Source organism: Pseudomonas sp. SF2 (genome assembly GCF_036858055.1).
Taxonomy (GTDB): Bacteria; Pseudomonadota; Gammaproteobacteria; order Pseudomonadales; family Pseudomonadaceae; genus Aquipseudomonas.
The window spans coordinates 1-25,574 of record NZ_JAMBDI010000019.1 but is presented as its reverse complement, the minus strand read 5'-3'; the positions used below and the strand labels follow the sequence as shown (position 1 = coordinate 25,574).

Sequence of the window (25,574 nt, the reverse complement as noted above, 5' to 3'; positions counted from 1 at the left end):
CGAGTCTCGTTTCCCGCTCCAAACATGTAACGCAGAAAGGAACCTTCGGGTTCCTTTCTGCGTTTTTGCATGCCTGATTTTCCGGCGATGCCTGCGCGAACGCCGCTGCGCAGGCATCGTAGTGCTCAGCGATAGCTGATGGTGAAGTCGAGCGCGCCTCTGGCCGAGCCAGGCGTAACTCGGTCGTCGGTCTGGTAGAAATGCGCACGATAGGGCAGGCGGGTGAGAGGGAGCTCGAGTTTTTTGTTGCTCGACACGTGTTCCTGCAGGGGGACGGGAACCCCCAGGTCATCGGTTATCTGGATGCCGATGCCTTTCGCCGTCGAGCCATTGCCCAGGCTGAACAGGCCAAGCTTCGGGTCAATTGCCACCGAGCCGTCGGTACCTGTCAAGTAGATGTAGGCGGTGGCGGTGCTCGCGGCAGGGTCGTCCTCGCAGTCACTCAAAGTGATGTGGAACGGTATGCTGGTTGTGGTGGTGCCCTTTCCCGGGAAGTCCGCCACTGTGTGGCTGCCCAAATCCACGGGGTCGGCACTGACGGCATCGCTTTTCAGCGTGCACTGTGCCTGGTGCAGGGTGGCGCTTGCCCGCAGGCGAAAGGCGTCGGGCACATCCGTGGTGCTGCCATGGGCCAGTTCTTCATCCAGGAGGATCGGCCCAGAGGCTATGGGCCCGGTCTTGACCAGCGTCACATCCATGTAGAGCGGGCCGATAAACAGAGGGGGCGCGCCTATCAGGCGGTTGTTGGTGCCGTAGTAAGGTACGGTATTGTCGCTGCCTGCCGAATAAAAGTTGTTGAAGGCTTGACCGGCAAACGGCCAGCGCATCTCGATCACTGCGCCAATCCCGGCGATCCGTGTTCTGACAACCCTGTTGGCGAAGCGCCCATTGCCCAGTCGCATGGGCAGGTTGTGGGCGAATGGAGCGGTGTAATCGATGCGCGCCTCCAGCAGGCCTGAGCCGTCGTTGTCGCATTGGATGCGAGTGGCTGATGGGTCCAGCAGCCCGGCAAAGGTTTTGGTGACGATTGGCTCACCGACTGGCAGATCCCTGGGTACCCATACATTTGTGAAATCTGCTGTGAATACCGCGGGGCCAGGACCGTTTTGGGTGGCGCAACCTGATGCGGCATAGGCGGCTTGCAGGGTAATGAAAGGCAGGCTGGCAAACAGCAGGGCCGTTCGCAGGCGCTGGCGAGTGAAAGTGGTCATTGGATTTTCCTGTCGGAGGGGGCTTGGCAGCGCAAAGTCTGCAGGCGATAGCCTTGTTCAAGCGGCAAGGTGGCGGGCGTGATGTCGAAGCTGCATTGCTGCTCTGTACCTGCGGTCCACCTGGCCAGCAGTTGCTGGTTCTCAAGGTGGGTGGCCACCAGTGCCTGGCCACCTTGGCCGACTATCGCCAGTTCCTGGCCGTGCTCATCGCTGACCTGTGCGCCGAAGGGCAAGGGGCGGCCGTCTGCTTGCAACAGGGTCAGCACCAGGCGGTTGACCCGGCGCGCCGCGAATTGCGCCAGTACTACAGCGCCGCGGCGTGGCACCACCTGCGTGGCGCCGTTGTCGATTTCGATTTCCGGGTCGAGCTGGTCCAGTTCCAGCACAACGGGGTTGGCCCGGTAAGGGCGCATATAGGGTGCCAAGGCATAGCCGTCGCCGTTGGTTTTGCCCTGCTGCCCCTGGCTGACACCGATCCCGGCGATATCCGGCACATGCACCACGGCGTTGGTTTCGCCTATGAACGGTGCCAACAGCATGCCGCCGCCGTGCGCCAGCAGGGCGCCGCTGGTGCTCAGTGACAGGCTGCGATAGTCGGAGGCCTCGCTGTAGCCCATGCCGTAGTTGGCATGGCTTCCCTGGTAGCCCAGCGACAGGCTGCCACTTTGCCGGGTGTCGTTGGCCAGCGTAGCCCGGTAGTTCAGGCGCCGCTCGTCGAAGTGGCCGCTGAGGCTGGCGCGTTCGTTGGACTTGCCTGCGCTGTGTTGCAGGTCGAACGTGGCGCTGGAGGCATGCGCCAAGTCCAGCGGCAGGGTAATGCCCAGGCCGATGAGGCGGTCGTTGCTGCGTGACGAAGTGAGCGACTGCGAGGCAAACAGGTTGAGGCTGACGTTGTGCGGCAATTGCGCATTGTATTGCAGCTGATATTGGCGCCGTTGCAGGCTGCTGTGCCAGTAGTCGTCCTGTGACAGTGTGAGGCTGAGCGTGCCGGCATTGCCGAAATGCTGGTACACCGAGGCCTCCACCCGACTGCGGCGGTTGCCCAGGTACAGGCTGGAGGCGTTGCGCTGCAGGACGGCTTCGTCGTAGTCGCGGTAGCCGACGGTGGAATAGCGGTAGCCGGCAAAGTTCAGGCTGGTACCGATGTCGAAGGCCTTGCCGTAGCGGGCCGAGAGGCTGTTGCCCTTCACTTCGCCCAGTGCGGGGCCAAGGTCGGTAGTGGCTTGCGTGACGTCCAGCGACAATGCGCCGAGTGCCCCGAAGTCCCGCGCCAGGCCCAGGGTGGCGGCGCGGTAGTAGTCGCCACCGAGTATGCCGGTGTACAGCGTGCTGTCCCAGCCGATGCCCCGGGCCAGCGCACCCTGCCACAGCGCTGGTGTGTCGGCCTGGCCAGCGCCGTGATAGCGGCCAAGGGCCAGGTCGTAGCGCCACACGCCGGCACGCATCAGGTTGCTGAGGGTCGAGTACGGCTGGATGAAGCGGCGCACCTGGCCATCCGCTTCGGTCAGCACCACTTCCAGTTCGCCACTGCTGGCGCCAACGGCCAGGTCGTCGATTTCGTATGGGCCGGGGGCGACGAAGGTGGAGTAGAGCGGGTAGCCGTACGGCAAAAGGCACTGCGGTACTGGTGTCGTCGGCCTCGGTGTTTACCCAGGCCTGTACCGCGTAAGTGGCCTGGCTTGGGTTGGCGACAACCACCGAGCTGCTGTGTTTGTCGCTGGAGTGGACAACACGGGTGGCACTGATGGTCAAGGCCGCTTCACTGGTTGAGGAAAGCGTTGCCAGGCAGGCAAAGCTGAGTACGTACTTGCGCAGCGTGGTTATGGACATGGTGGGGCCGGCATGATAGGCGAAACGGATGAGTCCCCCTGGCAGCGCAGGGGGGGAGAATCAGCGGATGTCGACATTGAATGAGATGTTGCTGTCGATCTGCCCTTCGCTCACCTTCGCAGCGGTGGTGACAAGGCGTGCTGAAAAGACCATGTCGGTGTCGCCGGTGTCTTTCACCTCATAGGCCATCGATTCGGTATTGGGCTTGAGGCGTTTCGTGAGGTCGTTGATTGCCAGACCCAGGCCAGTGGTGTAGCCAAGGCCGTCCCTGAGGGCATAAAGATCGGCATTTGCCGGATCCGCACCGAGGCCCGCCTGGAAGGTGGCGTAGGCATTCTGGGTGCCAGTCACGCAGCTTGCCGGCACGCGCAACGCGAATTCTCTCTTGGTGGTTTCCTGGCCGATTGCATCGAAGTCGAACGTGTTGAAGTTACCCAGGAAGACCACTGGCAGGCTTGGACCGCCTGGGGTAACGACCTCGATAGGGCAGGTGCCAGGCGCACTGACAGAACCATCGAAGTTGATGATGGCTGCCATTGCCGCGCTGCTGCAAAGGCTCAGCGCAAGTACAGATAGTGTTTTTTTCATTGGATGATCCCTGTGTTGAATGGCTGCGAACTCATGTATCTCAGCGCGCAGACAGAGTACGCAGGGCAACACAGGTGGGCTGTAGGCGAAGGCTGCACAATGCGGGGGAAACAGGCTGATCGAAGGGGAGCCATGCCCCTTCGTCTGTGCAGCCCGGGATCAGTGGCGGGTATCGGCTGCCGTCGAAGCCAGCAACTGCTTTTGCTCAAGCCAGTCGAACGGTTCGCCACGCTGTTCGCATTCGTAGCGGCGCTCTTCCAGGGCCTGGTACAGGCTCAGCTCTTCATCCGGCATGAAGTGCAGGCAGTCGCCACCGAAGAACCACAGCAGGTCGCGTGGCACCAGGTGGGCGATTTGCGGGTAGCGCTGGATCACCTGGCAGATCAGGTCCTGGCCCAGGTACTGGCTTTGCAGGGGATCTTGCGGCAGCAGGGTCAGCAGTTCGTCGAAGCGTTCGAGAAACAGGACGTGGCTTTCCTCCGGTACCTGCTCGGCCTCACCCAGGGCTGCCAGGATGGTGCGCAGGTGATTCAGCAGTTGCAGGTGGTATTCCAGATGGGGGTTGGCCATGGGGTGGTCCTCGGGGTGGTTGAAACGGGGGCGGAGTATACGCCGGTTGGGGGCGGGTTGGGGAAGGCGGTGGCCGTACCGCCCCCTCAGGCTCCGTCCACCCGGCAGACGGGGCAACGGATCAGCGCACCTTGCCCTGTTCGGGCAGCAACTGCGCTTTGTCGAAGGCATCCACATCGATCACTGCCCGGCGTGCCTGTTCCGCGGTCTGCAGCCGTTGCCCTTCACCCGGCTGCAGTACACCACCCTCTACAGCCGCAGCAATCACCGACTGGCCGGGGGCTGGCCGTACCTTGCCCTCCTTTATCGCCTGATGAAGCGCCTTGTGCAGTGGCGCTGCGTCATCCAGCAACGCGCAAGCCCGTTGCAGTGCTGCCACCGGGTCGCCCTCGGCCTGCGGCCTGAAGCAACCCGCAAGCAACTCTTCCAGAGCCGGGTCGCCCTTGCTGCGGCCGATCAGCGCCGCGACTTCGGCATCCAGTTCATCGCTGGGCCCGGTATGGCGGCGGCCGAAGGGGAACACCAGGGCCCGTAGTGCGCAGCCGACAAAGCGGTTGGGGAAGTTCTCGAGCAGCCGGTCCAGGGCTGTTTCCGCCTGGCCCAGGCTCTCTTCCATCGCCCAGCGCAGCAAAGGCTGCATGTGTTCCGGTGAGCCCAGATCGTGATAGCGCTTGAGCGCGGCACTGGACAGGTACAGGTAACTCAGCACATCCCCGAGCCTTGCGCTCAGGCGTTCGCGGCGTTTCAGCGCGCCGCCCAGCAGCATCATCGACAGGTCTGCCAGCATGGCGAAGGCCGCCGCCTGACGGTTGAGGGCGCGGAAGTAGCCTTGGCTGAGGGCATCGCCCGGCACGTTTTCCAGGCGGCCCAGCCCCAGGTTGAACACTAGCGTGCTGGCCGCGTTACCGGCGGCGAACATGATGTGTTTCATCAGCAGATCGTCGAATTCCCGTAGCGCCTGCTCGCGGTCCTCGCGGCCAGCCAGGGCCATTTCCTTGAGCACGAACGGGTGGCAGCGGATGGCGCCCTGGCCGAAGATCATCAGGTTGCGCGAGAGGATGTTGGCGCCTTCGACGGTGATGAAGATCGGCGCGCCTTGCCAGTTGCGCCCCAGGTAATTGTTCGGGCCCATGATGATGGCCTTGCCACCGTGCACGTCCATGGCGTGCTGGATGCACTCGCGGCCGCGTTCGGTGAGGTGGTACTTGAGAATTGCCGACAGCACCGAAGGCTTCTCGCCCAGGTCCACGGCCCTGGCGGTCAGCAGGCGGGCGCTGTCCATCAGCCAGGCATTGCCACCGATGCGGGCCAGGGATTCCTGGATGCCTTCGAAAGCTGCCAAGGGCACATTGAACTGCTCACGGATATTGGCATATTGGCCAGTGACCAGGCTGGTGTACTTGGCGGCCCCGGTACCCACGGCCGGCAGGGAGATCGAGCGACCGACCGACAGGCAGTTCATCAGCATCATCCAGCCCTTGCCGAGCATGGCCTGGCCGCCGATGAGACAGTCCAGCGGCACGAACACGTTCTTGCCGCTGTTGGGGCCGTTCATGAAGGCGGCGCCCAGCGGCAGGTGGCGTTTGCCGATTTCCACGCCCGGGGTGTCGGTGGGGATCAGCGCCAGGCTGATGCCCAACTCTTCTTCCTCGCCCAGCAGGTGGTCCGGATCGTAGGCCTTGAACGCCAGGCCCAGCAGGGTAGCGACCGGGCCGAGGGTGATGTAGCGCTTTTCCCAGTTCAGGCGCAGGCCGATGACTTCCTCGCCTTGCCATTGTCCTTTGCAGACGACACCAGTGTCCGGCATCGCGCCCGCGTCGGAGCCTGCCAGCGGGCCAGTGAGGGCGAAGCAGGGGATTTCCTCGCCGCGGGCCAGGCGTGGCAAGTAATGTCTGCGTTGTTTATCGGTGCCGTAGTGCAGCAGTAGTTCGGCCGGGCCGAGGGAGTTGGGCACCATTACCGTGGAGGCCAGGTCGCCGCTGCGGGTGGCCAGCTTCATTGCCACCTGGGAGTGGGCGTAGGCCGAGAAGCCTTTGCCGCCGTATTCCTTGGGAATTATCAGGGCGAAGAAGCCATTCTGCTTGATATGTGCCCAGGCTTCGGGCGGCAGGTCCATGTCCTGGCCGATCTGCCAGTCACTGACCATGGCGCAGAGTGCTTCTGTCGGGCCATCGATGAAGGCCTGTTCTTCCTCGGTCAGCTTCGGCGCCGGGTAATCGAGCAGGATGCGCCAGTCGGGGCGGCCGCTGAACAGTTCGCCGTCCCACCACACGGTGCCAGCATCGATCGCCTCGCGTTCGGTTTGCGACATCGGCGGCAGAGTGCGCTGAAACCAATGGAACACCGGGCCGGTGAATACCTTGCGGCGCCAATCGGGCAAGGCCACCAGGGCGATTTTCAGCGCCAGCACGGCCCAGATCAGCGTCAGCAGCCAGCCGGGTGCATGGCTGAATATACCCATCAGCAGCACATAGGCCGCCATGATGCCCAGTATCTGCAAGGGTGCCAGGCGCCTGTGCGTGAGGTACGCCGCGCCGATCACCAACCCCGCCAACCACAACAGCCACATAGCCCTTCCTCCATGGAAACGGTGTTCGAAGCCTATGCCAAGAGCTTAGACGGCCGCTTGGCAAAGGCTTTACCTGAACAGTGACAAGGTGTGGCTGGAAGCGTTCGCTGCAAGGTATCGAGGGGCAGGCAATCAGGTCTTGTTCCATCTGGCCACGAAGGCCTCGGCCGTCATCAAGGGTACGGGCACGATGATGTAGGCCCAGTACCAGTTCGTCAGGTCCTCCATTACGCTCTGGATTACGGTGAAGCGGCTGGTCAGGCCGGGCGTAAAGATGCCGGACTTATCAAGTTTTCCGTCACCTGCCATTACTTTCCATTCGGTCAGGTGGGCAGGGGCTTCGGTTTCCTTGCCATTGTTGCTGTAGAACAAGCGCAGCTTCAGACGGCCTTGATCAAGCTCGGCCTTGATGAAGAAATTAGGGGCGATGTTCAGAACCACGAAGGTCGATACAAGGGGAAGCAAGCCAAAACCTGTAAGTACCCGGTCTATTCGCAGCGGCTCTTCGAATGACGTCCTGGTTGCTGTTGGTGCCTCGGTCAGGCTGTTGTCAGCCAGGCGAATTTCCGGCTTGGCTGGTGCCGAGTAATCGCATTTATAGCCATTGGGCTTCAATGAGCCGTGGCCGCGTCCGTCCAATTCCCAGCGGGGTATAGCCGTACCTTGCGGCTGCAGTTCAATCGTGTGTGCAGTGCTGCCGGCGCTGACCGCTGCGACCAGAGGGTCGGCGTGGAAGCTCAGCGGTGCCTGGGGTTGTGCCTGCTCCGCATTGGCGCGCAGGAACCTGTAAGACATCTTGTGAACATGGTTTTGAACTACCTCAATTTTGTCACACAGCACATGGGACGGCGGTAGCAAGAGGAGGGCAAGGTCGGTGAAGTCATTGTAGTAGATCGGGTCTGGCATTTGGGCATGGGGCATATAGACGGCCAGTTGATCCACGGGGGTGTCGTCTTGCGTGGGGTACGTTCCTGTGTCGCTCTTCCCGTTCACGATATAGAGAACGTGAGCCCCTGAACTCGGGTGCTTGCGCAGGTAAAATCGCAATTCATCCAGCAGCCATCGACTTTGTGTGCTGGCTTCGACCTTGTAAGGCTGGAGGATGCGCTGCTCGTCCGGGAGGGCATTGAAACGTTGGCGAAAGATGTCTGCCAGCTCTACGTCAGGCTTAGCCGAGCCAGTGGCCTGTATATAGAAGCTTGAGTCGTTTTTAACTTTCAGCGTCAACGCAGCGCCAGGCCCTGCACAATGCCCGACAAACCCATCCAGGGGGAACTCCTGATAAAGGTATTGCGGTTCGTTCCTGGTAAATGCAACCACTCTTTCAAGGCTTGCCCTGGGTTTGCCACCGAATACCGGTGCGGACCAGATTAAGTTGGCGAAGGACATCATGCGTGAGCAGACCCGCACACGGTCCTGGAGATATTCCACGAAGGGTGTCGCAAGTTCGCAGATCACATGCTCGCTGGTTACACTCCTGAGCCGTTCGTAGTTAATCGTTTCGTGGAGCACGGGTGGCTTCGATCCGATCAATCGCTCGCGCGCGGCATTGATTTTGGCCGCATCGAAAACCACGTGCATGCGCCAGCCGCGCATATCGTGATCGGGTTGAATGGGGGCATGAGTTTCCTGTTCCATGGTGTGGCCTCGCTGCGCTGGCAGGTGCACTGATTGCAACATCGGCACTGCATTCCAGCTACTGGCAGATTTAGCAGGTAGGCGCTGCCCGGTTGCGCAAGCGTGGTTTCGGCTGCAACCTGAAGGTTGTAGGGTTAGACTCTCCCTTCGTGTTCATTCAGGGATGTCGACATGCTGAAGATCTGGGGCCGCAAGAATTCGAGCAACGTACGCAAGGCGCTGTGGATCGCCCATGAACTGGGCCTGGACTTCGAGTCCATCGACGCTGGCGGCGCCTTCGGCGTGGTCAACGAGCCGCACTACCGCGCCCGCAATCCCAATGGCCTGGTACCGATGCTGGAAGACGGCGACCTGACCCTGTGGGAATCCAATACTATCGTCCGCTACTTGTGCGCCGAGTACGGCATCGAGCAGGGCTGGTACCTCGAAGACCCACGCCAGCGCGCCCTGGCCGACAAGTGGATGGACTGGACCACCTCGTCCTTCGCCGCTCCGTTCCGTCCGCTGTTCTGGGGCCTGTTGCGCACCCCGGAAGACCAGCGCGACTGGGTGGCGATCAACGCTGCGCACAAGCAATGCGCCCAGCTGCTGGCCATTGCCGACGAAGCCCTGGCCAAACAACCGTATCTTTCCGGTGACCAGATCGGCATGGGCGACATCCCACTGGGTAGCTTCATCTATGCCTGGTTCGAAATGCCCATCGAGCGCCCGGCCATGCGTCACCTGGAGGCCTGGTACGAACGCCTCAAGGCCCGTCCGGCCTATCAGGCCGCGGTGATGACCGCGCTGACCTGATCGAACACCAAGGCTGTTTCGATAGTCACTATCAATACACATGACTGTACTTGTGCGGCCAGGCCAAGCACCATTGGCCGCACTCACTGCGCCAGTGACTTCGCCTGGCGTGTCCTGCACCTTTTTCTTCGGTAAGTGACCCGCTATGAGTTCCGCCCTGTCCATTCGACAGCTGACCAAGACCTACAGCAATGGCTTTCAGGCCCTCAAAGGCATCGACCTCGATGTTGCCGAAGGCGACTTCTTCGCCTTGCTCGGCCCCAACGGTGCCGGCAAGTCCACCACCATCGGTATTCTCTCCACGCTGGTGAACAAGACCAGCGGCACGGTCAACGTGTTTGGCCACGATCTGGATCGCGAGCCCTCGGCGCTCAAGCGCTGCCTGGGCGTGGTGCCGCAGGAATTCAACTTCAACCAGTTCGAGAAAACCTTCGACATCGTCGTGACCCAGGCCGGCTACTACGGCATTCCGCCCAAGGTGGCGAAGGAGCGCGCCGAGCAGTACCTGACCCAGCTCGGCCTGTGGGACAAGCGCGACGTGCAGTCGCGTTCGCTGTCCGGCGGCATGAAGCGCCGCCTGATGATTGCCCGCGCGCTGATCCACGAGCCGCGCCTGCTGATTCTCGACGAGCCTACCGCCGGTGTGGACATCGAGCTGCGCCGCTCGATGTGGAGCTTTCTCACCGAGCTGAACCAGAAAGGCATCACCATCATCCTCACCACCCACTACCTGGAAGAGGCCGAGCAGCTGTGCCGTAACATCGGCATCATCGACCACGGCACCATCGTCGAGAACACCAGCATGCGCCAGTTGCTGGGCAAGCTGCATGTCGAAACCTTCGTCCTCGACATCAAGCAGGACCTGGCCACTGCACCGACGTTGCAGGGCTACCCGTGCCGGCTGCTGACCCCGCACACCCTGGAAGTGCAGGTGGACAAGGACATCGGCATCACCGCGCTGTTCGGCCAGCTGGCGCTGCAGAACATCGAGGTGCAGAGCCTGCGCAACAAGACCAACCGACTCGAGGAGCTGTTCGTGTCCCTGGTGGAAAAAAACCTGTCGAAGGTGGCCGTATGAGTGTGGAACTGCGCACCAACTGGGTCGCCCTGAACACCATCGTCTACCGCGAAGTGCGGCGCTTCCTGCGCATCTGGCCGCAGACCCTGCTACCGCCGGCAATCACCATGGTCCTGTACTTCGTCATCTTCGGTAACCTCATCGGCCGGCAGATCGGCGACATGGGTGGCTTCACCTACATGGAGTACATCGTGCCAGGGCTGATCATGATGTCGGTGATCACCAACTCCTACGGCAATGTGGTGTCGAGCTTCTTCGGCAGCAAGTTCCAGCGCTCGATCGAGGAGCTGATGGTGTCGCCGGTATCGCCGCACACCATTCTCGTCGGCTATGTGCTGGGTGGCGTGTTGCGCGGCCTGGCGGTGGGCGTGATCGTGACCTTCCTGTCACTGTTCTTCACCCACCTGCAGGTGCACCACCTGGGCGTGACCGTAGCCGTGGTGCTGCTGACCGCTACCATCTTCTCGCTGCTGGGGTTCGTCAACGCGGTGTTCGCGCGCAACTTCGACGACATCTCGATCATCCCGACCTTCGTGCTGACGCCGCTGACCTACCTGGGCGGGGTGTTCTACTCGATCAATCTGCTGCCGCCGTTCTGGCAGACCGTGTCGCTGGCCAACCCGGTGCTGCACATGGTCAACTCGTTCCGCTACGGCATCCTAGGGGTGTCGGATATCAGCATTGGCACGGCGATTACCTTCATGCTGGTCGCCACCGCGGTGCTCTACCTGGTGTGCGTGCGCCTGCTGGTCAGCGGCCGCGGCATGCGTGCCTGAGGCCTTGCACCGGCATTGGCGGCGACGCCACTGCCGGCCTACCCACCAGCGCCAGTAGAACATGGTGGTGAAGTAGCCAAGTATGCCCAGCACCACGCCGCACACCACCGAGCCGAGCAGGAAGGGCTGCCACAGCGTCGACAGCTGGTCGGTGATCCACTGGAACGTCAACTCGTCGGGCAGGGTGCGCGGCGGTACCTGCATCAGCCAGGCGCCGGTCATGTAGGTGACGAAGAACACCGGAGGCATGGTCAGCGGGTTGGTCAGCCATACCAGGCTGACCGCGATCGGCAGGTTGCCGCGCAGCGGAATGGCCAGCGCGGCGGCCAGCAGCATCTGCGCCGGCATCGGGATAAGCGCCGCGAACAGGCCGACGCCCATGGCCCTCGCCACCGAATGGCGATTCAGATGCCAGAGGTTCGGGTCGTGCAGCAACTTGCCGAAAAAGCGTAAGGACTTGTGTTCCCGAATACTGGTCGGGTCCGGCATGTAGCGTTTGAAAAGTCGGCGCGGCATGTAGGCTCCCGGAGCGTTTATCCTGGCAGTATGCCCTGATTCCCGCTCAGCCTCGTTTAGAGTTTGTGACAATTGTTGAGCAAGCATTGCCGCCAGTTGGGCTATGCCTCAGAAGGTGATTTCGCTTCTGGAGCTCTACTTCATGCGCACAGGGATGTTTGCGCTCGCGCTCGGGTTATTGTGCCTGGGCTTTCTCCCCGCATTGCCATCGGTCGGATGGCTGATATCGCTGGCTGTCTGCGCTGCCGTCAGCCTGTTTACCCGCGTTTGGCCGTTGGGCTGCTTGCTGCTGGGCTTGTGTTGGGCTTGCTGGTCTGCCCAGCAGGCAATTGATAATCGCCTGGCTGCTGGCCTGGATGGTCGCACCTTGTGGCTGGAGGGGCGGGTGGTCGGCTTGCCGACCAGCACTGCGCAAGGCGTGCGCTTCGAGTTGGAGGCGCCACGTTCACGGCGGGCCGAACTGCCGCAACGTCTGCAACTGAGCTGGTTTGACGGGCCACCACTGCGGGCGGGCGAGCAGTGGCGACTGGCCGTGACCTTGCAGCGCCCGGCCGGGCTGCTCAACCCGCATGGGCCGGATCGTGAGGCGCAATTGCTGGCGCGGCGGGTCGGTGCCACCGGTACGGTCAAGGCCGGGCAGTTGCTGGCGCCGGTTGCCGGTGGTTGGCGCGACACGCTGCGCCAGCGTCTGCTGGCCGTCGAGGCCAATGACCGGCAGGCAGCGTTGGTGGCACTGGTGCTTGGTGACGGGGCGGGGTTGGCGCGGGAGGACTGGCAAACGTTGCAGGCCACCGGCACGGTGCACTTGCTGGTGATTTCTGGCCAGCACATTGGCCTGGTTGCCGGCTTGCTGTATGGCCTGGTCGCCGGGCTGGCGCGCTGGGGCCTGTGGCCGGCACGGTTGCCGTGGTTACCTTGGGCTTGCAGTCTGGCCATGGCCGCAGCGTTGGCCTACGGCTGGCTGGCCGGTGCAGGCGTGCCGGTGCAGCGGGCCTGCCTGATGCTGGCCGTGGTGTTGCTCTGGCGCCTGCGTTATCGCCACCTTGGTGCAACACTGCCGCTGTTGCTGGCGCTGATCGCGGTGCTGCTGGTCGAACCGTTGGCGGCGCTGTTGCCCGGGTTCTGGTTGTCGTTTACTGCAGTGGCCACGCTTGTCTATTGCTTCAGCGCCCGCTTGGGCGGCTGGCGGCCATGGCAGGCCTGGACGCGGGCGCAATGGGTGATGGCCATCGGTTTGCTGCCTGTGCTGTTGGCCACGGGCTTGCCAGTGAGCCTGAGTGCGCCGCTGGCCAACCTTGTGGCGGTGCCGTGGATCAGCCTGGCGGTGTTGCCTTTGGCGTTGCTGGGTACGTTACTGCTGCCGTTGGGTGGGTTAGGGGAGGCGGTACTCTGGTTGGCAGGTGGCCTGCTGGATCTACTGTTCCAGCTGCTGGCGCTGGTGGCGCAGCAACGGCCTGCATGGGTACCGCCGGCCTTGCCATTGTGGGCCTGGCTGCTGGTCTGCCTGGGTGCGCTGCTGGTTTTGATGCCCCATGGCGTACCCCTGCGCGGGTTGGGGGGCGTGATGCTACTGGCGCTGTGGGTGCCCCGGGAGACGGTACCGTTCGGCCAGGTCGAGGTCTGGCAGCTGGACGTCGGCCAAGGCTTGGCGGTGCTGTTGCGTACCCGCCATCGCAACATGCTGTACGACGCCGGGCCGGCCAGAGGCGAGAGCGACCTGGGCGAGCGGGTGGTGTTGCCGACCTTGCGCAAGCTGGGCGTGGGTAGCCTGGATTTGATGCTGGTCAGTCATGCCCATGCCGATCATGCCGGTGGTGCTGGCGCAATCCAGCGTGGTCTGCCGGTCAACCGGGTGGTCGGTGGCGAAGTGCTGGAAGACATCCAACTGCAACCTTGTGCCAGTGGCGAGCAATGGACGTGGGATGGCGTGCGCTTTTCGCTGTGGCGCTGGGCTGATGGGCGCAGCAGCAATGACCGCTCTTGTGTGCTGTTGGTCGAGGCGCGGGGTGAGCGGTTGTTGCTGGCGGGGGATATGGAAGCCGGTGCCGAGCGGGCCTGGCTGGCGGCCCACGAAGTACCGCGTATCGACTGGTTGCAGTCGCCGCACCATGGCAGCCGCAGTTCGTCCAGCGAGGCCTTCATCCGCGCCACGGCACCGCGCGGGGTGCTGATTTCGCGGGGGCGCAACAATAGCTTCGGGCACCCGCATGCGCAGGTGGTCGAGCGTTATCGGCGGCATGGGATGGTGATACATGACACGGCCGAGCAAGGGGCGTTGCGGTTGGTGCTGGGGAGGCAGGGGGAAGTTGAGGGGGTGAGGGAGCAGCGGCGGTTTTGGCGGGTTCGGGCACCGTGAGGTGCATTGGCTTGCAGGTGCTTGCCATTACATTTCCAGCGCCTGTCGTGGCGAGCACCTGCCGGCCCTGATGCCAACCCAAGGCATACCCATCTGGCCTCCACCAATTCCCTGACCTCCGGCAGATGAGCCCCCGGCGCGCCTATGGTAGAGTGGCGGCCTTTTTCCGAAGGGGCGTTTACTGTGTGGGAATTGGTCAAGTCCGGTGGTTGGATGATGCTGCCGATCATTCTGAGCTCCATCGCTGCCATGGCTATCGTCGTCGAGCGCCTGTGGACCCTGCGCGTCAGCCGCGTCACCCCGCCGCACCTGCTCGGCCAGGTGTGGATATGGATCAAGGACAAGCAACTGACCAGTGACAAGCTCAAGGCGCTGCGCGCCGATTCGCCACTGGGCGAAATCCTCGCCGCCGGCCTGGCCAACTCACGCCATGGCCGCGAAATCATGAAGGAATGCATCGAGGAGGCCGCCTCGCGCGTCATCCACGAACTCGAACGCTACATCAGCACTCTCGGCACCATCGCCGCCATGGCCCCGCTGCTGGGCCTGCTGGGCACCGTGCTGGGCATGATCGACATCTTCAGCGCCTTCATGGGCTCGCAGATGACTGCCAACGCCGCCGTGCTGGCCGGTGGTATCTCCAAGGCCCTGGTCACCACCGCGGCCGGCCTGATGGTCGGTATCCCGGCGGTGTTCTTCCACCGTTTCCTGCTGCGCCGCATCGACGAGCTGGTGGTGGGCATGGAGCAGGAGGCGATCAAGCTGGTGGAAGTGATCCAGGGTGACCGTGAAGTGGAAGTGGCCGGAGGCAAGGCGTGAAGTTCCGGCGCAATCGCCAGCGGGAAAACGTCGACATCAACCTGGCGTCGCTGATTGACGTGGTGTTCGTCCTGCTGCTGTTCTTCGTGGTCACTACCACCTTCACCCGCGAGACCCAACTGCGCGTCGAGCTGCCCGAAGCCGCCAGCGCCGAGCAGGCGCCACCCGACCAGGGCAAGCTGGTGGAGATCACCATCAGCGCCGAAGGCGTGTACTCGGTGAACAACCACCTGCTGCCCAAGAGCGACCTGGCTACCCTGAGCGAAGCGATCGAGCGTGAGTCGGGCGGCGACAACAAGCTGCCGCTGGCCATCAGTGCCGACGGCAAGACCCCGCACCAGGCGGTGGTCACCGCGATGGATGCCGCCGGCAAGCTCGGTTTCAGCCAGTTGCGCATGACCACCGTCGAGGCGGCCCAGGGCACGCCTTGATGGCCTTCGCCGACCGTCTGCTCGCCGCCTGGTACGCCGGGCACCCGGCCTTGGCGCTGCTGCGCCCGCTGGAGGCGCTGTATCGCCGTGTGGTCACGCGCAAGCGGGCGCGTTTTCTCAGTGGCGAAAGTGCCAGCTACCGGGCCCCGGTGCCGGTCATCGTGGTGGGTAACATCACCGTGGGTGGTACCGGCAAGACGCCGATGATCCTTTGGCTGATCGAGCACTGCCGGCAGCAGGGGCTGAAGGTGGGCGTGGTCAGCCGTGGCTATGGCGCCAGGCCGCCGCAGCTACCCTGGCGCGTGCGGGCCGATCAGGCGGCCGGGCAGGCCGGCGACGAACCACTGCTGATCGTGCAGCGCACCGGCGTGCCGCTGATGATCGACCCCGACCGCTCCCGCGCCGTGCAGGCACTGCTGGCCAGCGAACCCCTCGACCTGATCCTGTGTGACGACGGCATGCAGCACTACCGCCTGGCACGCGACCTGGAGCTGGTGCTGATCGATGCCGCCCGTGGCCTGGGCAATGGCCGCTGCCTGCCGGCGGGGCCGTTGCGTGAGCCGGCCGAGCGCCTGCACGAGGCTGATGCGGTGCTGTTCAACGGCGCCAGCGCAGACCGCGCCGATGGCTTCGGCTTCCGCCTGCAGCCGTCCGCCCTGGTCAACCTGCGCAGTGGCGAGCGGCGCGCGCTTGACCACTTCCCCGCAGGCCAACGCCTGCACGCGGTGGCCGGTATCGGCAACCCGCAACGTTTCTTCAATACCCTGCTGGGGCTAAACTGGCAGCCGGTGCCGCATCCCTTTGCCGACCACGCGCAGTTCAGTGCCCAGAGCCTGGCCTTCAACCCGCCGCTGCCGTTGGTCATGACCGAGAAGGATGCGGTGAAATGCCGGGCCTTCGCCGCTGACGACTGGTGGTACCTGGCCGTCGAGGCGCAGCCTACGCCGGCTTTCAGCGCCTGGTTCGACAACCAGTTGCAACGCTTGCTGCGCAAGCCCTGAGCCCGTTTTCAATTTCCGGCCACCTGGCCTAAAGGAAGTCTCCAATGGACACCAAACTGCTCGATATCCTGGCCTGCCCGATCACCAAGGGCCCGCTCAAGCTCAGTGCCGACAAGACCGAGCTGATCAGCAAGGGCGCGGGCCTGGCCTACCCGATCCGCGATGGCATCCCGGTCATGCTGGAAAGCGAGGCACGTACCCTGACCGACGAAGAGCGTCTGGACAAATGAGCCTGGATTTCACCGTGGTGATCCCCGCCCGGCTGCGCTCCACGCGCCTGCCGGGCAAGCCATTGCTGCCGATCGCCGGCAAGCCGATGGTGCAGCATGTGTGGGAACAGGCGCGCAAGAGCGGTGCCAGCCGTGTGGTCATCGCCACCGACGATGCCAGCATCCTCGAAGCCTGCCAGGCCTTCGGCGCCGAAGTGCTGATGACCCGTGCCGACCATGAGTCCGGCACCGACCGTCTGGCCGAAGTGGCCGCACATCTGGGCCTGCCGGCCGATGCCATCGTGGTCAACGTGCAGGGCGACGAGCCGTTGATCCCGCCGGTGATCATCGACCAGGTGGCGGCCAATCTGGCGGCCCACCCGGAAGCCGGCATCGCCACCCTGGCCGAACCGGTCCATGAGCCGGAAACCGTATTCAACCCCAACGCGGTCAAGGTAGTCAGCGACAAGAACGGCCTGGCCCTGACTTTCAGCCGCGCGCCGCTGCCCTGGGCCCGCGATGCGTTTGCCAAGGACCGCAACGCGCTGCCAGAAGGCGTGCCGTATCGTCGGCACATCGGCATGTACGCTTACCGCGTCGGCTTCCTGCAGGACTTCGTCAGCTGGGGCCCGTGCTGGCTCGAACAGACCGAAGCGCTGGAGCAGCTGCGTGCCCTGTGGCATGGCGTGCGCATCCACGTCGAAGACGCCATCGAGGCGCCTGCCGTGGGTGTGGATACCCCTGAAGACCTGGAGCGCGTGCGGCGCTTGCTGGAGGCCTGATGCGCGTCCTGTTCGTCTGCCTTGGCAATATCTGCCGTTCGCCCACCGCCGAAGGCGTGCTGCGCCATCAATTGCAGGCTGCCGGGCTTGCCGACCGGGTACATGTGGCCTCGGCCGGCACCGGCGACTGGCACGTTGGCAAGGCGCCTGACAGCCGCACCTGCAAGGCGGCGCTGGCGCGCGGGTACGACCTGTCGCAGCAGCGCGCCCAGCAGGTCAAGGCTGCGCATTTTGCCGAGTACGACCTGATTCTGGCCATGGACGAGAGCAACCTCGGCCACTTGCGTGCGATGCGCCCGCACACGGCAGTGGCGGAGCTCGACCTGTTCCTGCGCCGCTATGGCGCAGCGCTGGATGAAGTACCAGACCCGTACTACGGCGGGGCCGACGGCTTCGAGCAGGTGCTCGACCTGGTTGAAGCGGCGTGCCAGGCGCTGGTGCTGGAAATCAAGGGGCGGCTATGACAGTGCAGTGGCAGGAGCAGGTATCGCTCAAGCCGTACAACACCTTTGGCATCGATGTGAAGGCGCGCTATTTCAGCCCGGCACACGATGACCAGGAGGTGCGCCAGGCATTGAGCCAGGCGCAGCAACGCGGCTTGCCGGTGCTGGTGATTGGCGGCGGTAGCAATTTGCTGCTGACCGGTGATATCGATGCGTTGGTGCTGCACATGGCCAGCCGTGGCCGGCGTGTGCTCAGCGACGATGGCGAACGTATCGTGGTCGAGGCCGAGGCTGGTGAGCCGTGGCACCCATTCGTGCAGTGGACTCTGGCGCAGGGATATTGCGGGCTGGAGAACCTCAGCCTGATCCCTGGCACCGTGGGCGCCGCGCCGATGCAGAACGTGGGCGCCTATGGGGTGGAAATCAAGGACGTGTTCGTCGGCCTGACCGCCCTGCACCGCGAGACCGGCGAGTTGCGTGACTTCGGCCTGGCGGAATGTGCCTTCGGGTATCGCGACAGCCTGTTCAAGCGCAACCCCGGGCGTTGGTTGATCCTGCGTGTGCGCTTTGCCTTGCATCGCACGTTGCAGGCCCGCCTGGACTACGGCCCGGTGCGCCAGCGCCTGGCAGAGCAAGGCGTGACCGAGCCGACCGCACAGGCGATCAGCGAGGCGATCTGCAGCATTCGCCGCGAGAAGCTGCCAGACCCGGCTGAGCTGGGTAATGCCGGGAGCTTCTTCAAGAACCCGGTGGTATCGGCTGAACAGGTCGAGCGTATTCGTGCGCAATACCCGGGGGTGGTGGCTTATCCCCAGACCGATGGCCAGGTGAAGCTGGCGGCGGGCTGGTTGATCGAGCAGGCTGGCTGGAAGGGCCATCGCGAGGGGGATGCCGGAGTGCATCGTTTGCAGTCGCTGGTGCTGGTCAACTATGGCCAGGCGAGCGGGGCGCAGATGCATGCGCTGGCACGGCGGATCCAGGCCGATATCCTCGAGCGATTCGGGGTCGAGCTGGAGATGGAGCCTAACCTCTACTGATTCATTGCCTGGGCTGGCCCTTTCGCGGCTAAAGCCGCTCCCACAGGGACCTCACAGGGCCTGAGGGTAGTGAGGTCCCTGTGGGAGCGGGTTTACCCGCGAAGAGGTCGGTACAGGCAAAACGCCTAGCCAAGAAAAAGCCCCGCCAGTTTGCACTGGCGGGGCTTTTTCATTCAGCCTTGGCTATCAACCGTGATGAGGCTTGTGCTCATCGGCGGCTTCCAGGGCTGGCTCCTCGGCGGCTGCAGCAGCTTCCTGCGCGGCTTTGGCGGCAGCCTCGGCCTCGCGCTTGCGGCGACGCACTTCACGCGGGTCGTTCGGCGCGCGGCCGTTGGCCAGCATGACAGTGGCAGGCTCCACCGCCGCAGGGGCTTCGACCGGTGCAGGCTCGACGACCACTGGGGCAGGCTCGGCCACCACTTCTGGCTGGGCTTCGACAACCGGGGCAGGTTGCTCGGCAACCGGAGCAGCTTCGACCACGGCCGGGGCCTGTTCGATTTCACCGGCCTCGACGGCAGGTGCTTCTACCGGTGCTTCGGCAACCACCGCCGGCTCGGCAGCAGGTGCCGCCTCAACCACCGGCTGTGGAACGACTTCGACCACCGGCTCGGCAGTTGCCTCGATCACGGCCACAGGCTCGCTGACCGGCTGCTCGACCACCGGGGCCACGGCCACTTCTTCAGCCTTGGCGGCAGCTTCGACCTGCTCGACCTTCTCAGCCTGCTCGACCGGCTGGGCGACTTCGGCGGTGGCAAGCTCGGCCTGCTGGTTGGCCTGGGCTTCGGCGTCGGCGCTGATGTTGCTGCTGGCGACAGCGGCAGTCACGGCCAGGCCTGCGGCCAGTTCTGCACCCAGCTCGGTGGCCTGGTGCGGTTGTGGCTGCTCTTCGCCGCCTTCTTCTTCGCTGCCGTCGATCAGTTCGCCATTGGCGTTGCGCTGACGCTCACGACGGTTGCTGCGACGACGCTGGCCACGGGAGCGGCGGCGCGGGCGCTCGCCATCGGTGCCTTCCTGTTCGTCCTGCAGCAGTTCTTCGTTCGGCAGTTGCTCTTCGGCCAGTTCGGCAGCCTGCTCGGCGGCTTCTTCGGCTACGCGTGGCTGACGCTCCTCGCGTGTTGGGCGTGGGGCGCGTTCTTCGCGTGGAGCACGCTCTTCACGAGGTGCACGTTCCTCACGAGGTGCGCGCTCTTCACGTGGGGCACGTTCTTCACGTGGAGCACGTTCTTCGCGAGGTGCGCGTTCTTCACGCGGTGCACGTTCTTCACGCGGTGCACGTTCTTCACGTGGTGCGCGTTCTTCGCGTGGAGCACGTTCTTCACGGGCTACACGTTCCTCGCGCGGCTGACGTTCTTCACGTTCGGCAGGGGTGGCGTCCAGTGGCTCGCGCAGTTCGCGCACGCGCTCTTCGCCACGGTTGCCGCGGCGGTCTTCGCGTGGCTGGCGTGGTGCACGTTCTTCACGGGGTGCACGCTCTTCGCGTGGCGCACGTTCCTCACGTGGCTGGCGCTCTTCGCGCGGCGTGCGCTCGGCACGTTCTTCACGTGGCTTGCGCTCTTCGTCGCGGCGGCCGTTGCGGTTGCGGGTCTGTTGGCGGCCGTTGCGGCGCTCTTCGTTGCGTGGGCTGCGCTCGGTGGCCGGTTTCTCGGCGGCGGTGACAACCGGCGCGGCAGCAGGCTCTTCCTTGGCGGCGAACAGGCTTACCAGCGACTTCACCAGGCCCTTGAACAGGCTTGGCTCCGGAGCGGCCGGGGCAGGTGCGACCGGGGCAGGCTGCGGCTCTTCAACAGCGGCTGGTACCGGCGCGTTGGCGCGGGCCGGGGCGGTCTTGACCGCAGCTTCCTGGCGTACCAGCGTGCGGGTGGCGGTCGGCTGCGGCGCTTCTTCGGTTTCGGCGGCGGCGATCTCGTAGCTGGACTGGTTGCTCAGCACTTCCGGGTTGTCGTCGCGCAGGCGCTGGACTTCGAAGTGCGGGGTTTCCAGGTGATCGTTCGGCAGGATGATGATGCGCGCACGGGTACGCAGTTCGATCTTGGTGATCGAGTTGCGCTTCTCGTTGAGCAGGAAGGCAGCCACCGGGATTGGCACCTGGGCGCGAACTTCGGCGGTGCGGTCCTTCAGGGCTTCTTCTTCGATCAGGCGCAGGATGGCCAGCGACAGCGATTCGACGTCACGGATAATGCCGGTGCCGGAGCAGCGTGGGCAGACGATGCCGCTGCTTTCGCCCAGCGACGGGCGCAGGCGCTGGCGGGACATTTCCAGCAGGCCGAAGCGCGAGATGCGGCCGACCTGGACGCGGGCGCGGTCGGCTTCCAGGCACTCGCGAACACGTTCTTCAACGGCGCGCTGGTTTTTCGCCGGGGTCATGTCGATGAAGTCGATGACGATCAGGCCGCCGATGTCACGCAGGCGCAGCTGGCGGGCGATTTCCTCGGCCGCTTCCAGGTTGGTCTGCAGGGCGGTTTCTTCGATGTCGCTGCCTTTGGTGGCGCGCGCCGAGTTGATGTCGATGGACACCAGGGCTTCGGTCGGGTCGATCACGATCGAGCCGCCGGACGGCAGGTCGACCACACGCTGGAAGGCTGTTTCGATCTGGCTTTCGATCTGGAAGCGGTTGAACAGCGGCACGCTGTCTTCGTACAGCTTGACCTTGCTGGCGTACTGCGGCATCACCTGGCGGATGAAGGTCAGGGCTTCTTCCTGGGCATCGATGCTGTCGATCAGCACTTCACCGATGTCCTGGCGCAGGTAGTCGCGGATGGCGCGGATGATGACGTTGCTTTCCTGGTAGATCAGGAATGGCGCGGCGCGGTCCTGGGACGCTTCCTTGATGGCGGTCCACAGTTGCAGCAGGTAGTCGAGGTCCCACTGCATTTCTTCGCTGCTGCGGCCAAGGCCGGCAGTGCGCACGATCAGGCCCATGTCGCCCGGTACGGTCAGGCCGTTCAGGGCTTCACGCAGTTCGTTGCGCTCTTCGCCTTCGATGCGGCGGGAGATGCCACCGGCGCGCGGATTGTTCGGCATCAGCACCAGGTAGCGGCCGGCCAGGCTGATGAAGGTAGTGAGGGCGGCGCCTTTGTTGCCACGCTCTTCCTTCTCGACCTGGACGATGACTTCCTGGCCTTCGCTCAGTACTTCCTTGATGTTGACCCGCCCTTCGGGGGTTTTCTTGAAGTATTCGCGGGAGATTTCTTTCAGCGGCAGGAAGCCGTGACGTTCGGAGCCGAAGTCGACGAAGGCGGCTTCGAGGCTGGGTTCGATGCGGGTGATCTTGCCTTTGTAGATGTTGGCCTTTTTCTGCTCGCGCGCGCCGGACTCGATGTCCAGGTCGTAGAGACGTTGGCCGTCCACCAGGGCTACACGCAACTCTTCGGGTTGAGTCGCGTTAATCAGCATTCTTTTCATGTTGTACCGTCGGTTTCCGGGCTGCCGGAAACGGCGTTCGGCACACACGACGTCTCATGGTCGGTGCCAAGGTGCGCAAAGGGTGGCCGGGCCACCCCCGTGTCGAGCAACGTTCGGCACCAGCCGGTTGCCCAGCCTGCCGTTGTCGCGACGACGCGTCCTGTTTGCTGCGGTGCCAACAAGGCCCCGGTGGCTTCGAATTGGAATCCGAATCAACCAAGCGGGCCTTGTGCACTCAGTCAGGAGGAGGAATCAACCGTCAGCCGTGGACGCCCGGGGGCATCTGTTCAGGACCTTATCCGCTCGCCAGCCGTTCAGTGGGCTGGTGGGCCGGACGCGGTGCTACACGGTCCGAGGGCTGTGCATCTCCACCCTGCACGTATCCCTGATAATTCGGGTGCTGCCGCGCGCTGAATCCGCAACGGGTTGCATTTTTCGCCAGCGCAGGTTCTGCGCTGGCGCCATTCATGTCCAAGGCAGGTATTTCCGAAGCATTCGCCGGGCGTTGCGTGGAAGCGACGGGGCGGGCAGAGGTGCAGCGAAAAGAATCGGGTAAGCAGGTGAAACACCGCACTTGTCGTTTTTTTCGGTCTTCTCTACACAGCGCTGGTGGCGATTCCAGGCAATTCGGTAAACTGGCGAAAACCCCGTAGGACGGCCTCGCGTCCTGGAGAATTGCGTTGGTCAGGGGCCGGCTGGAAGCCTGGTGCCGCTGGCCTGCCGCTTTTGGCGGCGTTCGCGACTATAGCAGCAATGATTAAGTGCTTCAATTCCATAAAAAATTGTTATGATTCCGCCATGACGACCAATACCCCTCCGACTTCCGGCGTTCAGCTGATCGAAGTCGCGCCGGAACTTGCCGGCCAACGCATCGACAATTTCCTCATCACGGCCCTCAAGGGCGTGCCCAAGACCTTGGTCTACCGCATCCTGCGCAAGGGTGAAGTACGGGTCAACAAGGGGCGCGTCAAGCCAGAGTACAAGATCCAGGCCGGCGATATCGTGCGGGTACCGCCCGTCCGCCTGCCGGAACGTGACGAACCGGCGCCGGTGGCCCAGGGCCTGCTGCAGCGCCTGGAGGCGGCCATCGTCTACGAAGACAAGGCGCTGATCGTGATGAACAAGCCGGCCGGCATCGCCGTGCATGGCGGCAGCGGCCTGAGTTTCGGCGTGATCGAGGCGCTGCGCCAGTTGCGCCCGGACGCCAAGGAGCTGGAGCTGGTGCATCGCCTGGACCGCGATACCTCCGGCCTGCTGATGATCGCCAAGAAGCGCAGCATGCTGCGCCACTTGCACGCCGCGCTGCGCGGTGATGGTGTCGACAAGCGCTACATGGCGCTGGTGCGCGGCCATTGGCCGACCTCGAAGAAGCAGGTCAGTGCGCCGTTGCTCAAGAGCAACCTGCGTTCCGGCGAGCGCATGGTCGAGGTGAACGACGAGGGCAAAGAGGCGCTGACCCTGTTCCGCGTGCTGCGCCGCTTCGGCGAGTTCGCCACCATTGTCGAGGCGCGCCCGATCACCGGTCGTACTCACCAGATCCGCGTGCACACCCTGCATGCCGGGCATATGATCGCTGGCGACAGCAAGTATGGCGACGAAGACTTCAGCCGCGAGATTCGCGACCTGGGCGGCAAGCGCCTGTTCCTGCATGCCTACGCGTTGACCGTGCCGCTGCCGGACGGTGGTGAGCTGAAGCTCGAAGCGCCGGTGGATGAAGTCTGGGCGAAAACCGTTGAGCGTCTGAGTGCGTCCTGACCTATGAAAAAAGGCTATGAGCTACTGATCTTCGACTGGGACGGCACCTTGGCCGACTCTATCGGGCGTATCGTTGAGGCCATGAACGCCGCCGCCGAGCGTGCCGGTGAGGCGCAAAGCAGCGAGGCTGCGGTCAAGGGCATCATCGGCCTGGCCCTGGGCGAGGCGATCCACACCCTGTACCCGCACCTGGCGCCGGCGCAGGTCGAAAGCTTCCGTCAGCACTATGCCGATATCTACATGGCTCTGGACCAGCAGCCGTCGCCGCTGTTCGAGGGTGTGGTCGAGTCGCTGGATGCCTTCCGTGCCGAGGGTTACCGCCTGGCGGTGGCCACCGGCAAGGCGCGTCGTGGGCTGGACCGGGTGCTCAAGGCCAATGGCTGGGAGCAGTTCTTCGACATCACCCGCGCTGCCGACGAGACCCGCGGCAAGCCGCATCCGCGGATGCTCGAGGAAATCCTCGGCCATTGCGCTGTCGAGCCGGCGCGCGCGCTGATGGTTGGCGATTCGGCATTCGACCTGCAGATGGCCAGCAATGCCGGCATGCATTCGGTGGCCGTGGGCTATGGTGCCATGTCGTTGCAGGCGCTGGCCGAGTTTGGTCCGCAGGTGTGCATTGATCATTTCTCCCAGTTGCGTGAGTGGCTGGGTGGTTCCGCAATTCCATTTCCAAGGTAGGTAAGCATGGCAGACGAATGGAAAGCCCCCGAGGCCGAACCCGAGGAGCGCGAAGAGCGCAAGAGCTGGAAGCTGCTGGAAAAGACCCTGCTGGCAGGTGTTCAGGAGCAGCGACGGGCGCGACGCTGGGGGATCTTCTTCAAGTTGCTGACCTTCGTCTACCTGTTCGGCATCCTGGCCTTGTTCACACCGTTGATGGACATGGACAAGGCGGCGTCGCGCAGTGCCAGCCATACCGCGCTGGTCGAGGTGCGCGGGGTGATTGCCGACCAGGAGCCTGCCAGTGCCGACAATATCGTCAAGAGCCTGCGCGAGGCCTTCAAGGACAGCAAGACCAAGGCTGTGGTGATGCGTATCAACAGCCCGGGCGGCAGCCCGGTGCAGTCGGGTTACGTGTATGACGAAATCCGCCGCCTGCGTGCCGAATACCCGGCTATCAAGCTGTATGCGGTCATCACCGACCTTGGCGCTTCCGGTGCCTACTACATCGCCAGCGCGGCGGACGAGATCTATGCCGACAAGGCCAGTCTGGTGGGCTCGATTGGTGTGACAGCGGCTGGTTATGGCTTTGTCGGCACCATGGAGAAGTTAGGTGTGGAGCGGCGTACCTACACTGCGGGCGAGCACAAGGCCTTCCTCGATCCGTTCTCGCCGCAGAAGCCGGAAGAGACCGAGTTCTGGCAGGGCGTGCTGAACACCACGCACCAGCAGTTCATTGCCATGGTCAAGCAGGGGAGGGGTGATCGGCTCAAGGACAAGGAGCACCCGGAGCTGTTCAGTGGCCTGGTCTGGTCGGGTGAGCAGGCCAAGGAGCTGGGCCTGGTGGATGGGCTGGGCAGTGCCAGCTATGTGGCGCGTGAGATCGTGGGTGAGAAGGAGCTGGTGGACTTCACTGTGCAGGAATCGGCGCTCGATCGCTTCTCCAAGCGCGTGGGGGCCAGCGTGGCTGAGCGCCTGGCGATGTGGATGGGGTTCCAGGGGCCGCAGTTGCGCTGAGGGTTCGTCGCCCGTTTTGCTGTGTTTGTGAGATCGAGCGCCGCCCGCGCGGCGCATCGCGAGCGAAGCTCGCTCCTACATCTGTTTCGGGCCA

The 25,574-nt window shown here is 63.7% G+C and carries 21 protein-coding genes and 2 pseudogenes; 14 read left to right on the top strand and 9 right to left on the bottom strand.

Features of this window, described 5'->3' with window-relative positions; all coding sequences use genetic code 11:
* Positions 1–125 precede the first annotated feature (125 nt).
* The 7 genes and pseudogenes from M2S36_RS12840 to M2S36_RS12810 form a co-directional block, all read right to left on the bottom strand.
* A complete protein-coding gene (locus tag M2S36_RS12840; protein WP_207832252.1) occupies positions 126–1,211 on the bottom strand; it encodes a fimbrial protein in 1,086 nt (361 codons plus the stop codon).
* Positions 1,208–2,821, bottom strand: a complete 1,614-nt coding sequence (locus M2S36_RS12835) for a fimbria/pilus outer membrane usher protein (RefSeq protein ID WP_333957243.1) — start codon at positions 2,819–2,821, stop codon at positions 1,208–1,210. The genes M2S36_RS12840 and M2S36_RS12835 overlap by 4 nt, the downstream gene beginning before the upstream one ends.
* Positions 2,805–3,041, bottom strand: a pseudogene (locus tag M2S36_RS12830) (fimbria/pilus periplasmic chaperone); the annotation flags it as partial. The gene M2S36_RS12835 and the pseudogene M2S36_RS12830, both read right to left, overlap by 17 nt.
* 60 nt (positions 3,042–3,101) lie before the next feature.
* Positions 3,102–3,629: a fimbrial protein gene (locus tag M2S36_RS12825; RefSeq protein WP_207832231.1), complete on the bottom strand. Its 528-nt coding sequence runs from the start codon at positions 3,627–3,629 to the stop codon at positions 3,102–3,104.
* A gap of 159 nt (positions 3,630–3,788) precedes the next feature.
* Positions 3,789–4,199 carry a PA2817 family protein gene (locus M2S36_RS12820; protein ID WP_207832229.1) on the bottom strand — a complete coding sequence of 137 codons (411 nt, stop codon included), beginning with the start codon at positions 4,197–4,199 and terminating at the stop codon, positions 3,789–3,791.
* Between the two features lie 121 nt (positions 4,200–4,320).
* A complete protein-coding gene (locus tag M2S36_RS12815; RefSeq protein ID WP_233687160.1) occupies positions 4,321–6,768 on the bottom strand; it encodes an acyl-CoA dehydrogenase in 2,448 nt (815 codons plus the stop codon).
* Between the two features lie 132 nt (positions 6,769–6,900).
* A complete protein-coding gene (locus tag M2S36_RS12810) occupies positions 6,901–8,406 on the bottom strand; it encodes a hypothetical protein (protein ID WP_333957242.1) in 1,506 nt (501 codons plus the stop codon).
* A gap of 171 nt (positions 8,407–8,577) precedes the next feature.
* Between M2S36_RS12810 and M2S36_RS12805 the strand changes: the two genes are divergently transcribed.
* The 3 genes from M2S36_RS12805 (at position 8,578) to M2S36_RS12795 (ending at position 11,055) form a co-directional block, all read left to right on the top strand.
* A complete protein-coding gene (locus M2S36_RS12805) occupies positions 8,578–9,201 on the top strand; it encodes a glutathione S-transferase (RefSeq protein WP_233694406.1) in 624 nt (207 codons plus the stop codon).
* Between the two features lie 145 nt (positions 9,202–9,346).
* On the top strand, positions 9,347–10,279 hold the full coding sequence (locus M2S36_RS12800; RefSeq protein WP_207832221.1) for an ABC transporter ATP-binding protein: 933 nt from the start codon (positions 9,347–9,349) through the stop codon (positions 10,277–10,279).
* Entirely contained in the window at positions 10,276–11,055 is a 780-nt protein-coding gene (locus tag M2S36_RS12795) for an ABC transporter permease (RefSeq protein WP_085625335.1), read from the top strand. The genes M2S36_RS12800 and M2S36_RS12795 overlap by 4 nt, the downstream gene beginning before the upstream one ends.
* 9 nt (positions 11,056–11,064) lie before the next feature.
* On the opposite strand, the pseudogene M2S36_RS12790 reads toward M2S36_RS12795, so the two are convergent.
* Positions 11,065–11,571 (bottom strand): annotated as a pseudogene (locus M2S36_RS12790) (DUF2062 domain-containing protein); the annotation flags it as partial.
* Positions 11,572–11,713: 142 nt separating this feature from the next.
* Here M2S36_RS12790 and M2S36_RS12785 point away from each other — a divergent pair.
* The 8 genes from M2S36_RS12785 to murB all read left to right on the top strand — a co-directional run bounded on the left by M2S36_RS12785 (position 11,714) and on the right by murB (position 18,649).
* Entirely contained in the window at positions 11,714–13,927 is a 2,214-nt protein-coding gene (locus M2S36_RS12785) for a DNA internalization-related competence protein ComEC/Rec2 (RefSeq protein WP_333957241.1), read from the top strand.
* 183 nt (positions 13,928–14,110) lie between these two features.
* Complete coding sequence (locus tag M2S36_RS12780) at positions 14,111–14,746, top strand: MotA/TolQ/ExbB proton channel family protein (protein ID WP_003259970.1); 636 nt, start codon at positions 14,111–14,113, stop codon at positions 14,744–14,746.
* Positions 14,743–15,177: an ExbD/TolR family protein gene (locus tag M2S36_RS12775; RefSeq protein ID WP_046617071.1), complete on the top strand. Its 435-nt coding sequence runs from the start codon at positions 14,743–14,745 to the stop codon at positions 15,175–15,177. Before M2S36_RS12780 ends, M2S36_RS12775 begins: the two co-directional genes overlap by 4 nt.
* Entirely contained in the window at positions 15,177–16,178 is a 1,002-nt protein-coding gene (gene lpxK, locus M2S36_RS12770) for a tetraacyldisaccharide 4'-kinase (RefSeq protein WP_207832215.1), read from the top strand. Before M2S36_RS12775 ends, lpxK begins: the two co-directional genes overlap by 1 nt.
* Positions 16,179–16,222: 44 nt before the next feature.
* Positions 16,223–16,408: a Trm112 family protein gene (locus M2S36_RS12765; RefSeq protein ID WP_011532874.1), complete on the top strand. Its 186-nt coding sequence runs from the start codon at positions 16,223–16,225 to the stop codon at positions 16,406–16,408.
* The gene (gene kdsB, locus M2S36_RS12760) at positions 16,405–17,169 is read left to right on the top strand and encodes a 3-deoxy-manno-octulosonate cytidylyltransferase (protein WP_207832213.1); all 765 of its coding nucleotides are present in this window, start codon (positions 16,405–16,407) and stop codon (positions 17,167–17,169) included. The genes M2S36_RS12765 and kdsB overlap by 4 nt, the downstream gene beginning before the upstream one ends.
* Positions 17,169–17,633: a low molecular weight protein-tyrosine-phosphatase gene (locus tag M2S36_RS12755; protein ID WP_063911712.1), complete on the top strand. Its 465-nt coding sequence runs from the start codon at positions 17,169–17,171 to the stop codon at positions 17,631–17,633. The genes kdsB and M2S36_RS12755 overlap by 1 nt, the downstream gene beginning before the upstream one ends.
* Positions 17,630–18,649, top strand: coding sequence for a UDP-N-acetylmuramate dehydrogenase (gene murB, locus M2S36_RS12750; RefSeq protein WP_333957237.1), 1,020 nt, complete (start codon positions 17,630–17,632; stop codon positions 18,647–18,649). Before M2S36_RS12755 ends, murB begins: the two co-directional genes overlap by 4 nt.
* 186 nt (positions 18,650–18,835) lie before the next feature.
* On the opposite strand, the gene rne is transcribed toward murB, so the two are convergent.
* Positions 18,836–22,051, bottom strand: coding sequence for a ribonuclease E (gene rne / locus M2S36_RS12745; protein WP_333957236.1), 3,216 nt, complete (start codon positions 22,049–22,051; stop codon positions 18,836–18,838).
* Between the two features lie 798 nt (positions 22,052–22,849).
* Between rne and rluC the strand changes: the two genes are divergently transcribed.
* From rluC to sppA, 3 genes are read left to right on the top strand one after another with little or no spacing between them, the layout of a single operon-like run.
* Positions 22,850–23,806, top strand: a complete 957-nt coding sequence (gene rluC, locus M2S36_RS12740) for a 23S rRNA pseudouridine(955/2504/2580) synthase RluC (RefSeq protein ID WP_013971570.1) — start codon at positions 22,850–22,852, stop codon at positions 23,804–23,806.
* A 3-nt stretch (positions 23,807–23,809) separates the two neighbouring features.
* A complete protein-coding gene (locus M2S36_RS12735; protein WP_333957233.1) occupies positions 23,810–24,484 on the top strand; it encodes an HAD family hydrolase in 675 nt (224 codons plus the stop codon).
* Between the two features lie 6 nt (positions 24,485–24,490).
* Positions 24,491–25,480 carry a signal peptide peptidase SppA gene (gene sppA, locus M2S36_RS12730; RefSeq protein WP_207832204.1) on the top strand — a complete coding sequence of 330 codons (990 nt, stop codon included), beginning with the start codon at positions 24,491–24,493 and terminating at the stop codon, positions 25,478–25,480.
* Positions 25,481–25,574: the final 94 nt, after the last annotated feature.

Coding starts and splice junctions, on each gene's coding strand:
- M2S36_RS12840 (WP_207832252.1), bottom strand. CDS start 1,211: ATGACCACTTTCACTCGCCAGCGCCTGCGAACGGCCCTGCTGTTTGCC.
- M2S36_RS12825 (WP_207832231.1), bottom strand. CDS start 3,629: ATGAAAAAAACACTATCTGTACTTGCGCTGAGCCTTTGCAGCAGCGCG.
- M2S36_RS12820 (WP_207832229.1), bottom strand. CDS start 4,199: ATGGCCAACCCCCATCTGGAATACCACCTGCAACTGCTGAATCACCTG.
- M2S36_RS12815 (WP_233687160.1), bottom strand. CDS start 6,768: ATGTGGCTGTTGTGGTTGGCGGGGTTGGTGATCGGCGCGGCGTACCTC.
- M2S36_RS12810 (WP_333957242.1), bottom strand. CDS start 8,406: ATGGAACAGGAAACTCATGCCCCCATTCAACCCGATCACGATATGCGC.
- M2S36_RS12805 (WP_233694406.1), top strand. CDS start 8,578: ATGCTGAAGATCTGGGGCCGCAAGAATTCGAGCAACGTACGCAAGGCG.
- M2S36_RS12800 (WP_207832221.1), top strand. CDS start 9,347: ATGAGTTCCGCCCTGTCCATTCGACAGCTGACCAAGACCTACAGCAAT.
- M2S36_RS12795 (WP_085625335.1), top strand. CDS start 10,276: ATGAGTGTGGAACTGCGCACCAACTGGGTCGCCCTGAACACCATCGTC.
- M2S36_RS12785 (WP_333957241.1), top strand. CDS start 11,714: ATGCGCACAGGGATGTTTGCGCTCGCGCTCGGGTTATTGTGCCTGGGC.
- lpxK (WP_207832215.1), top strand. CDS start 15,177: ATGGCCTTCGCCGACCGTCTGCTCGCCGCCTGGTACGCCGGGCACCCG.
- M2S36_RS12765 (WP_011532874.1), top strand. CDS start 16,223: ATGGACACCAAACTGCTCGATATCCTGGCCTGCCCGATCACCAAGGGC.
- kdsB (WP_207832213.1), top strand. CDS start 16,405: ATGAGCCTGGATTTCACCGTGGTGATCCCCGCCCGGCTGCGCTCCACG.
- M2S36_RS12755 (WP_063911712.1), top strand. CDS start 17,169: ATGCGCGTCCTGTTCGTCTGCCTTGGCAATATCTGCCGTTCGCCCACC.
- murB (WP_333957237.1), top strand. CDS start 17,630: ATGACAGTGCAGTGGCAGGAGCAGGTATCGCTCAAGCCGTACAACACC.
- rne (WP_333957236.1), bottom strand. CDS start 22,051: ATGAAAAGAATGCTGATTAACGCGACTCAACCCGAAGAGTTGCGTGTA.
- rluC (WP_013971570.1), top strand. CDS start 22,850: ATGACGACCAATACCCCTCCGACTTCCGGCGTTCAGCTGATCGAAGTC.
- M2S36_RS12735 (WP_333957233.1), top strand. CDS start 23,810: ATGAAAAAAGGCTATGAGCTACTGATCTTCGACTGGGACGGCACCTTG.
- sppA (WP_207832204.1), top strand. CDS start 24,491: ATGGCAGACGAATGGAAAGCCCCCGAGGCCGAACCCGAGGAGCGCGAA.